This window comes from Collinsella sp. CLA-ER-H9, assembly GCF_040092295.1.
Lineage (GTDB): Bacteria > Actinomycetota > Coriobacteriia > Coriobacteriales > Coriobacteriaceae > Collinsella.
This window is the reverse complement of record NZ_JBBNLV010000009.1, coordinates 61,221-71,299: the sequence shown is the minus strand read 5'-3', so window position 1 is coordinate 71,299 and position 10,079 is coordinate 61,221. Positions and strand designations below refer to the sequence as shown.

Sequence of the window (10,079 nt, the reverse complement as noted above, 5' to 3'; positions counted from 1 at the left end):
ATCTCCACCGTTCCTTCAACTGGGAAAATGCCGCCCCCGGACCCCGGGAGGGGCCGCGGGGGCGTTCGGCTAACTGCGGGAATGGGCTATTTGCTCAATGTGTTCGGCTGAGATTGGAAATCAACCCTCACGTTTTCCCAGATTACACAAATTGCAGCGCGAACGGACACATCTCCATACGCCTCTACAAAAACCTGTACCTTTTTGCACAACAAAAAAAGCCGCCCTAACCAGCGGCTTTTCTTCTATAGATAACAAAAAAGGCGACCGCCCGCGAGGACGATCGCCTTTGTTAATTCTTGTATGGTTTGTGCTAGGCGCGAGTCTTGATCTCCTCGGTCACCTTGGCAACAAACTCGTCAACGCTCATCTGAACGGTCTCGTTGGAGCGATCGCGGACGGAAATGTTGCCGGCCTCGACCTCCTTCTCGCCCAGGATGAGCATGTAGGGCACGCGGTCGATGCTGCGGGCCTCGCGGATCTTGTAGCCGATCTTCTCGTCGCGGTCGTCGCAGACCACGCGAATGCCGGCCTCCTCCAGCTTGGCGCACACCTCGTGGGCGTAGTCGCGGCTCTTCTCGGAAACCGGAAGTGCCTTGACCTGAACGGGAGCCAGCCAGGTGGGGAACTTGCCCGCAAAGTGCTCAATCAGAATACCGATAAAGCGCTCAATGGAGCCAAAGCAAACGCGATGCAGCATGATGGGGCGCTTCTTGGTGCCGTCGGCGTCCACGTACTCCAGATCAAAGTTGAGCGGCATCTGGAAGTCGAGCTGGACGGTACCGCACTGCCAGGTACGGCCGAGCGAATCCTCCAGGTGGAAGTCGATCTTGGGGCCGTAGAAGGCGCCGTCGCCCTCGTTGACCTCGTAGTCCATGCCCAGCTTCTCCAGAGCGGTGCGCAGGCCCTCCTCGGCGCGTGCCCAGTCCTCGTCCGAGCCCATGGAGTCCTCGGGGCGGGTGGAAAGCTCAACGTGGTACTTAAAGCCAAACTTCTGGTACACGGAGTCGATGAGGTTGACCACGCCCACGATCTCATCGGTCAGCTGGTCGGGGCGCACAAACAGGTGGGCATCGTCCTGGTTAAAGCAGCGCACGCGGAACAGGCCGTGCAGGGCGCCGCGCAGCTCGTGGCGGTGCACCAGGCCAATCTCGCCGGCGCGGATGGGCAGCTCACGGTAGGAGTGAGGCTTGGAGGCGTACACCAGCACGCCGCCCGGGCAGTTCATGGGCTTAATGCAGTACTCTTCGTCGTCGATGACGGTGGAGTACATATTGTCCTTGTAGTGGTCCCAGTGGCCCGAGGTCTTCCACAGCTGCTTGTTCATGATGAGCGGCGTGGAGATCTCCACGTAGCCGGCCTTGTGGTGAATCTCACGCCAGTAGTCCAGCAGCGTATTCTTAAGGATCATGCCGTTGGGCAGGAAGAACGGGAAGCCGGGAGCCTCATCGCGCATCATAAAGAGGTCCATCTCGCGGCCGATCTTGCGGTGGTCGCGCTTCTTGGCCTCCTCCAGCATGTGCATGTGCTCGTCGAGCTCTTCCTTGGTGGCAAAGGCGACGCCGTTGATGCGGGTGAGCATCTTGTTGTCCTTGTCGCCCTTCCAGTAGGCGCCCGAGACGCCGGTGAGCTTAAAGGCCTTTAGGGCCTTGGTGTAGCAGATGTGGGGGCCGACGCACATGTCGATGTAGTCGCCCTGCTGGTAGAAGGTGATGCGGGCGTCGTCGTCCAGGTCGCCGATGTGCTCGACCTTGTACTTCTCGCCGCGCTCCTCCATAAGGGCGATGGCCTCGGCGCGGGGCTTCTCGTACACGGAGAACTTGAGGTTCTCCTTGACGATTTTCTTCATCTCGGCCTCGATCGCGGGGAAGTCGTCCTCGCTGATCTTGACGCCCTCGGGCAGGTCGACGTCGTAGTAGAAGCCGTTGTCGGTCGCGGGGCCGTAGGCAAAGTCGGCCTCGGGGTACAGGCGCTTGATGGCCTGCGCCATGATGTGCGCGGCGGAGTGGCGGATGACGTGCGTGACCTCGTCCTGCGGGAGCTCGGCCACCGAACCGTCATTGTAGAGTGCCTTCATGGGTATGTTTTCTCCTCTCGGATGCCTGATGCAAGTGCGTGCGATGCGCTCGGCGTTTTAACTTGCATCATTATAGGCAGGTTGCCTTGGTATACAAGCGCCCGCCGCACCTTAATGGCACGGCGGGCGATTTTCTACGCATGCTTCATCGTGTGGGGGCGGGTTGCGCGTGTGGCTTGCGCGGGACGCGCGGTGCCCGTGGCTTGCGGCCGGCCCGGCGATGGATGCGTTACTGAATGCGAGTTCGGCAGTAGGGGCAGACCTTCCAGTGCGCATCGAGCGGGCGATGGCAGCTGGGGCATACGTTGCGAACCTGGGTATCGCACACCGGGCAGACGACAAAGTCCTTCTCGATGGGCGCGCCGCACTGCGGGCAGGTGCCGTACTGGGCAAGCTGGCGCTCGCGCAGCGCCATGTCCAGCTCCTGCTCCTCGCGGTCGGACGCGTAGGAGTGCGGGCGCAGGACCAGGTAGGCAATGAGGCCCACAAACGGGATGAGGGCGATGATGCCCCATGCCACGTAGGCGCTGGCGCCGCGGCGGCGAGCGTCGATGAACACATAGACGACCGACAGCACATACAGGGCGACGATAAAGCCAACGAAGGCATAGACGACGCCCATAAGCTGCGGCGACATGAGCTCGGAGATGTACTTGGACATTACGGGTACCTTTCGGAATATTAACAGTCCGGTCAAGTTTACCACGGGGTTTGTTTATATGGGACCACGGCTAGGGGCGGGGCTGGTGCGGACACAAACATCTCAATCTGTAACAGGCAGGAGTGGAATCCGGGTCTAGATGTTACAGAACGAGACACAGGGGTCCCTCCCCGACTTCAATCTCGACCTGTAACAGTTACTCGGCAAAATCGGGTCCAAATGTTACAGATCGAGACAAAACATCCCCTCGCTGGCTTCAATCTCGATCTGTAACAACTGAGGCCGAATTTCCTCTCTTACTGTTACAGATCGAGACCTTCAAAATCCGTCGGAAGGTTTGTCTCAATCTGTAACATCTAGAACCCAAATCCTCAGCTAACTGTTACAGATCGAGACAAAGAAAACCGTCCGCACCGAATGTCTCAATCTGTAACAGTTACTCGGCAAATACAGTCCCAGATGTTACAGATTGAGACAAACCATTCTCTCCCCAACTTAAATCTCGAACTGTAACATCTGGAACCCAAAAACAGTTCTTACTGTTACAGATCGAGAAGAACGTGCGCCTGTGGACTCAACATCTCAATCTGTAACAGGTAACGGCGCAGACCGCGAGGTTGGGCGGGAAGATCTCGCGTTCTAACGTGGCCGGCATCCGTGCTGAGCCGGCCCACGCCTGCCGTTGGCGGATGCAGTGGGGCTGTTCGCCGCATTGCCGCTGCACTGGGGGTCTGCAGACCGTAGCATAGTCCTATTGACAGCCTGTCAACTTGTCTGGGAGGCACTGTGACAGAAACGTTTGATATCGCGGTTGTGGGCGCGGGCATCACCGGGTGTGCCATTGCGCGGCAACTCGCGCGCTATGACCTGACCATTTGCGTGGTCGAGGCGGCCAACGATGTCGCCCTGGGCGCATCGAAGGCCAACGGCGGCCTGGTACACGCCGGCTACGATCCGGCGCCGGGCACCGTAAAGGCGCAGGTCAACGCCCGCGGCTGCGAGCTATATGGCACGTGGGCCCAGGAGCTTGGATTTTTGTTCCGCCGCACCGGGTCGATGGTGCTGGGGTTTAACGACGAAGACCGCGCACACCTGGAGAAGCTGCGCCAGAATGGCGTGGCCAACGGCGTGCCCGAACTGTCGATTATCGGCCCCGAGCGCATCCGCGAGCTGGAACCACGCGCGAGTGCCGAGGCGACGTGCGCGCTGTGGTGTCCCTCCACTGGCTTTGTGGATCCGTTTGAGGTCGCCATCGCTGCGCTGGAGAACGCCGTGGCCAACGGCGTGACGTTTATTCGGTCGGCTCCGGTGGAAGCAATTGAGGTTGCCGGCGGCGAGGCTACCGACGGGGCTGCGCACTTTACGCTGGTGACGCCTGTCGGCGATGTGCGCTGCCGCTATCTGATCAACGCCGCGGGCAACGGTGCAGCGGACATCTCGCATATGGCGGGCGCCGAGGAGTTCCAGATGGTCTGGCGCCAGGGCAACATCGTGGTGCTGGACAAGGAGCCGCGCGCGCTCATGCCGCTCTACCCCGTGCCCACGCCAGTGTCCAAGGGCGTAATCGTCACGGGCACGGTCCACGGCAACACCGTGATCACCGCGACGGCTGCCGTGCGCGAGCCGGGCGACACGCAGACCTACGCAAGCGATGTGAACGCGCTGCTGACGGGAGCACGCAAGCTGGTGCCCGATCTGGACACGCGTCGCGTGGTACGCGCATTTGCCGGCGGGCGTCCGGTCATCAAGGGAACAAACGACTTCTTTATTGGGCAGTCCGCCGTGGTGCCAGGCCTGTTCCAGGCGGCGGGCATTCAGTCGCCAGGCGTGGCGAGCGCGCCGGCCATTGCCGAGCGCATGGAGCACGTGATGCGCGAGGCGGGCGTTGCTTTGCGCGAACGGGCCGATTGGGATCCGATTCGACACGCGCCGGACGACTTCGACCGTGCGCCGCTTGCACGCAAGGAGGAGCTCATTGAGTCCGACCCCGCATGGGGGCAGATCGTCTGCCGCTGCGAGACGGTGCCCGAGGCCGAGATCGTGGCCGCGATTCGACGCCGCCCGGGTGCGGTTTCGGTCGAGGGCGTCAAGCGGCGCTGCCGTGCGGGCATGGGTCGGTGCCAGAGCGGCTTTTGCCAGAGCCGCGTGGTTGCGATCCTTGCCCGCGAGCTGGGCTGCGACCCCAGCGAAGTGCTGTTGGAGGATGCCGGATCTTGGCTGGTCGAGGGACCGCTAAAGGGGGTGCGCTAGGATGGCGACGTTTGATATGCGCGACGAACGCGCGGAGACCGGAACCGCAGCGCCAGTGTCGACGCAGACCTTCGACGTGGTCGTCATCGGAGGCGGCCCCGCCGGTATGGCAGCCGCGCTTGCCGCGCACAAGGCCGGCGCGCACGTGGCCATCGTGGAGCGCGAGCAGCATCTGGGCGGCATCCTGCGACAGTGCATTCACCCGGGCTTTGGACTGTCGCACTTTAAGCAGGAACTCACCGGTCCCGAGTACGCGCATCGCTTTATCGACCAGGTGCGCGCGACCAACATTGCGCTGTTCTTGGACAGCATGGTGATAGGGGTTGATTCGGGCGAGTCCGCGGAAGACGCCGCGGTCCACACCGTCACGCTCATGAGCCCCACCGGTATGCTGCAGCTCATCGGGCGCGCGGTCGTCCTTGCCATGGGTTGCCGCGAGCGCACGCGCAGCGAGATCAAGATCCCCGGCAGCCGACCCGCCGGCGTGTTTACGGCCGGCCTAGCGCAGCGATACATCAATATCGAGAACCTCAAACCCGGCTCGCGCGCCGTCATTTTGGGCTCGGGCGACATCGGGCTGATCATGGCGCGCCGCTGCACGCTCGAGGGGATTTCCGTCGAGGGTGTGTACGAGCTCATGCCGTACGCCAACGGCCTGCGTCGCAATGTTAAGAACTGCCTGGAGGACTTTGGCATTCCACTGCATCTGTCTACCACGGTCACGCGTGTGATCGGGCACGATCGTGTGGAGGCCGTCGAGGTGAGTCAGGTCGACGAGCACCTAGCACCCATTCCGGGGACCGAGCGTGTTGTTCCGTGCGACACGCTACTGCTTTCGGTGGGCCTGATTCCCGAAAACGAGCTTTCGGTTGCCGCGGGTGTGGAGCTGGACCCACGTACGCGCGGTGCCGTGGTGGACCAGAGCCTGCAGACGGGCGTGCCGGGCATATTTGCCTGCGGCAACGTGCTGCACGTGCACGACCTGGCCGACAACGTGACGACCGAGTCCGAACGTGCCGGTGCGGCTGCGGCGGCGTGGGCGTTGGGGGCTGTCGGCACCGCGGCGGGAGTGGCGGGCGCGGGCTGCCAGCTCACGGTCTCCCCCGCTGGCATCGCAGGCTACGCACTGCCGGGACGCATCACGGCCGTGTCACTCACTAAGCTCAACTTCCGCGTACGTCGGCCGGTCGATGCTGCCCGCGTGCGCATTCTGGCAGGCGACGAGGAGCTGTTTGCAGGCAAGGTCCGCCCGTTTAAACCGAGCGTAATGGAGAGCTTCCCACTACCGGCAAAGGTAATTCAGCGCGCACTCGACCTGGGCGTTAGCGAGATAGTCCTGTCCGTCGACCCCGTTGAGGAGGCGTAGAGTCATGAGCACAAACGCGATTGAAACGCTGCAGTTCAACTGCACCACCTGCCCCTCCGAGTGCCTCCTGACCGTGGAGGTCGAGCGCAGCGCAGACGGCGCCGTGGTAGAGGTACGCTCCGTAACCGGCAACAGCTGCCCGCGCGGTGATAAGTTTGCACATCAGGAGCTCACCTGTCCCATGCGCGTGCTCACCACCACCGTTGCCGTATCCGGCGGCGACGAGGCGCTGCTGCCCGTGCGCACGGCCGAAGCCATCCCGCTGGCACTCCATGCCCAGGCGATGGACCTCATCCGCGGCGTGGTCGTCGAGGCCCCCATCCGCATGGGCGACGTCGTTCTGGAAGACCCCCTCAACACGGGCATCGACCTCATCGCCAGCATGGACATCGACCCAGCCTAAGCAGCTAATTTGGGACGGGGCTCTTTTAGCTACCCCGCCATCCACCCCGCCCCTCCTCAATTGCGGTGAAATAGTTCCTGATTTCCGCCAAAACCCCGGCATCCAGGAACTATTCCACCGCAACTTGCCTTGGGATCGATATTTAGATTGTGCCTACTTTAGTGCCATTTCAAAACTATGCCGGATTACGGGGCTGATTCGGAGACCCCCATCCATACCGGCATTTTTCGATTTTTGATAAGCCGTCTACCTGCGGTTTTAATTTCGCGATTTTTCCCATGGTCAAGTAATACAGGTCCAGCCCCGTAATCCGCCATAGTTTTGAAAGCAGCTAATTTGGGACGACCCTCTTATGACTACTTTTACCTATCATTCCGCATGTTTGATGCAGCTAAAATAGCCCCGTCCCAAATTGACTACGCCGGCATTGGGGATACCATGGTGGCAACCTAGCGAAAGGACGATGTATGGCACATGTCGATGACCAGCGTGTGGCGCGCGTGCTCGATGCGCTCGAGGCTCAGCACCCCGGCGCGCAGCTGCTCGTAAACGACCCGTGGTCGATCTATTACCTGACCGGCTTTTATGCCGATATGTTCGAGCGTTTTTGCGGCGTGCTGCTCGCACGCGATGCCGAGCCGGTAATCTTGATTAACGCCCTGCATCAGCTGCCCGAGTACGACAATGCCCGCGTGGCCTACCACAACGACACCGACGTCGTGACCGACGCCATCGCGAGTGAGATCGACCCAGCCAAGCCGCTTGGCGTCGACACTGTCATGCGTTCCGGCTTTTTGATGCCGCTCATAGAGCACCACGCCGCAAGCGAGTTTTTCCTGGGTGACTTTGCCGTCACCGCCGCGCGCACCTACAAGGATGCCGCCGAGCAGGAGCTTATGCGCGTGTCCTCGGCCGCCAACGACGCCGTGATGGCCGATGCCATCAAACTCGTCCACGAGGGCGTGACGGAGCGCGAAATCGCCGACCAGATGCTCGGCCTGTACCGCAAGCACGGCTGCGAGGGCTTTAGCTTTCCGCCCATCGTGAGCTTTGGCGCCAACGCCGGCGACCCGCATCACGAACCCGACGATACCGTGCTCAAGCATGGCGACGTGGTGCTGTTCGACATTGGCGGACGCCGTCACAACTACTGCTCGGACATGACACGCACGTTCTTTTGGGGCCAGCCGGACGAGGAGACCGCGCACGTCTACGACATCGTGCGCCGCGCTAACGAGGCCGCCGAGGCGCTCATCACGCCGGGCGTTCGTATGTGCGACTTGGACCGCGCCGCACGCGACGTGATTGAGGATGCGGGCTATGGGCAGTACTTTACGCACCGTCTGGGTCACTCAATCGGTCTGCAAGACCACGAGCCGGGCGATGTCTCGCTCGCCAACGAGCAGGTCGTAGAGCCGGGCATGACGTTCTCTATCGAACCGGGTATATACCTCCCCGGTCACACCGGCGTCCGCATCGAGGACCTAGCCCTGGTGACCGAGAACGGCGTCGAGATTCTCAACGCCTACCCCCACGATCCGGTCCGCTTAGACTAGGCAATGCGGCAAAGGGGCTGTCCCTTTGCCGCATCACATGAATGCCGCCACAAAAACGGCCTATCTACTACGTTTAGCCCGCGTGGGTCGACCATACCCGTGTTTTCGCAAAACTGGCAAGCCCTTTACCTGCGGTTTTGATTTCGCAATTCTCGGTATGGTCGAGGGTTACCGGTCAAACGTAGTAAATAGGCCCATTTCGTGGCGAGCAAGTCAACTCGAGGCGCAGGGCAGCCAAAAAAGCCCCGTCCCAAATTGACTGCTTTTGAGTTGCGGTGATATACGGACCGTTTGAGGCTTCTGGCTTGTAAAACAGTCCGTATTTCACCGCAACTGATGAGGGGATGGGTTAACGGAGCAGCCCCGCTACTTCGCCGGCTAGGGTGATGGTACCGGCTGCTACGAAAGGCTCGCCCGCGGCATCGAAAGCCGCGAGGGCCTCGGATACACTGGGGTACACGCCCGCGAGCTTGTCGGCGTCCACCAGGGAGGCGAGCTCCTCTGCCGGCAGGGCGCGATCGGAATCGGTCTGGGTCACGACCACGCGGGGGAATGCCGGAACCAGAACGTCAACGATACCCGCCACGTCCTTATCGGCCAGCGCGGCACACAGCAGCGTGGGGCGGTTCTCCACGCACGGATCGATCTCGTCCAGCGCGCTCACAAAGTTCTCGCAGCTCTGGGGATTATGACAGGCGTCAATCAACTTAAGCGGATCGGTTCCCAGCACATCAAAGCGACCCGGTGTGGGGCAGCCCATAAGCGAAGCATCCAGTGCCTCGTGGTCGAGCTCACGACCCAGATACCCCTCGCAAAGCATAATCGCGCACGCGGCATTCTGCGGCTGATAGGCCGGCTTGACCATGCTCGACGTATAAATCGCACGCGGCGTGGTGCAGCTAAACTCAACCGTGTCGCCCACATGCGCCGGCACTTTAGTCGTGGCGTGACTCACCACGAGCGGCACCACACCGCATTCACGGCAACGGGCATCCATCACGCGCTGAACGCTCGCCTCATGCGTACCCTCGCCCAAAACAACCAGGCGCCCAGGCTTAATAACCGCAGCCTTCTCCCCCGCGATGGCCTCGAGCGTATCGCCCAGGACCTTCGTATGGTCGAGTCCAATGCCCGTAATGGCGACGGCCACGGGATCGGTCGCACTCGTAGCATCCCAGCGTCCGCCCATGCCAACCTCAAGCACGGCAACATCCACCGCAGCCTCGGCAAACACTACAAGCGCGGCGGCCGTCAACAGATCAAACGGCGTGATGGTATAGGCGCGCTCCCCCGCCGCCACACGACGGGCATTCACGCGATGCCCCGCCTCGACGGCGGCAGAAACGCCACGAGCAAAGGCCTCATCGCTCACGACGCGCCCATCGACCTCCATGCGCTCGGGATAGCGCACCAGCTGCGGCGACGTATACAGCGCGGTCTTGAGCCCCTCGCCGCGAAGAATAGCAGCCGAAAAACGCGTAGTCGAAGTCTTGCCATTAGTACCGGCAACCTGAATGCAATCAAAGTACTCGTCCGGACGCCCCAGCTCATCGAGCATATCGACAACCGTCTCGAGCAGAGGACCAGCATCCCCAGAAATCCGCCCCGTATCAGCAGCCAGCCCAACAGCCTCATCAAACGAAAGCAACTCAAACGAGAAAGGAACGACATACGACCCAGAACGCTTAGCCATAACCCAAAGTCCCCCATAACAGAAAAAGAGGCCCACCAAAAAGAATGAGCCCCTCGCGTTGACAATATCAGCC

At 61.3% G+C, this 10,079-nt stretch carries 7 protein-coding genes; 4 read left to right on the top strand and 3 right to left on the bottom strand.

What is annotated here, in order from left to right; all coding sequences use genetic code 11:
* Positions 1-313: 313 nt before the first annotated feature.
* Both thrS and AAAX73_RS06845 read right to left on the bottom strand, forming a co-directional pair.
* Entirely contained in the window at positions 314-2,077 is a 1,764-nt protein-coding gene (thrS, locus tag AAAX73_RS06850; protein WP_055251577.1) for a threonine--tRNA ligase, read from the bottom strand.
* Positions 2,078-2,306: 229 nt separating this feature from the next.
* Positions 2,307-2,738 carry a zinc ribbon domain-containing protein gene (locus AAAX73_RS06845; protein ID WP_118288965.1) on the bottom strand — a complete coding sequence of 144 codons (432 nt, stop codon included), beginning with the start codon at positions 2,736-2,738 and terminating at the stop codon, positions 2,307-2,309.
* A 786-nt stretch (positions 2,739-3,524) separates the two neighbouring features.
* Between AAAX73_RS06845 and AAAX73_RS06840 the strand changes: the two genes are divergently transcribed.
* The 4 genes from AAAX73_RS06840 (at position 3,525) to AAAX73_RS06825 (ending at position 8,313) form a co-directional block, all read left to right on the top strand.
* Positions 3,525-4,988, top strand: coding sequence for an NAD(P)/FAD-dependent oxidoreductase (locus AAAX73_RS06840; RefSeq protein WP_117716001.1), 1,464 nt, complete (start codon positions 3,525-3,527; stop codon positions 4,986-4,988).
* A 16-nt stretch (positions 4,989-5,004) separates the two neighbouring features.
* Positions 5,005-6,354, top strand: a complete 1,350-nt coding sequence (locus AAAX73_RS06835; protein WP_349125462.1) for an FAD-dependent oxidoreductase — start codon at positions 5,005-5,007, stop codon at positions 6,352-6,354.
* 4 nt (positions 6,355-6,358) lie between these two features.
* Positions 6,359-6,757, top strand: coding sequence for a DUF1667 domain-containing protein (locus AAAX73_RS06830; RefSeq protein WP_117629442.1), 399 nt, complete (start codon positions 6,359-6,361; stop codon positions 6,755-6,757).
* A 467-nt stretch (positions 6,758-7,224) separates the two neighbouring features.
* Entirely contained in the window at positions 7,225-8,313 is a 1,089-nt protein-coding gene (locus AAAX73_RS06825; protein ID WP_117629441.1) for an aminopeptidase P family protein, read from the top strand.
* 349 nt (positions 8,314-8,662) lie between these two features.
* Here AAAX73_RS06825 and AAAX73_RS06820 read toward each other — a convergent pair whose 3' ends face one another.
* Positions 8,663-10,006 carry a Mur ligase family protein gene (locus AAAX73_RS06820; protein WP_349125461.1) on the bottom strand — a complete coding sequence of 448 codons (1,344 nt, stop codon included), beginning with the start codon at positions 10,004-10,006 and terminating at the stop codon, positions 8,663-8,665.
* Between the last annotated feature and the right edge of the window lie 73 nt (positions 10,007-10,079).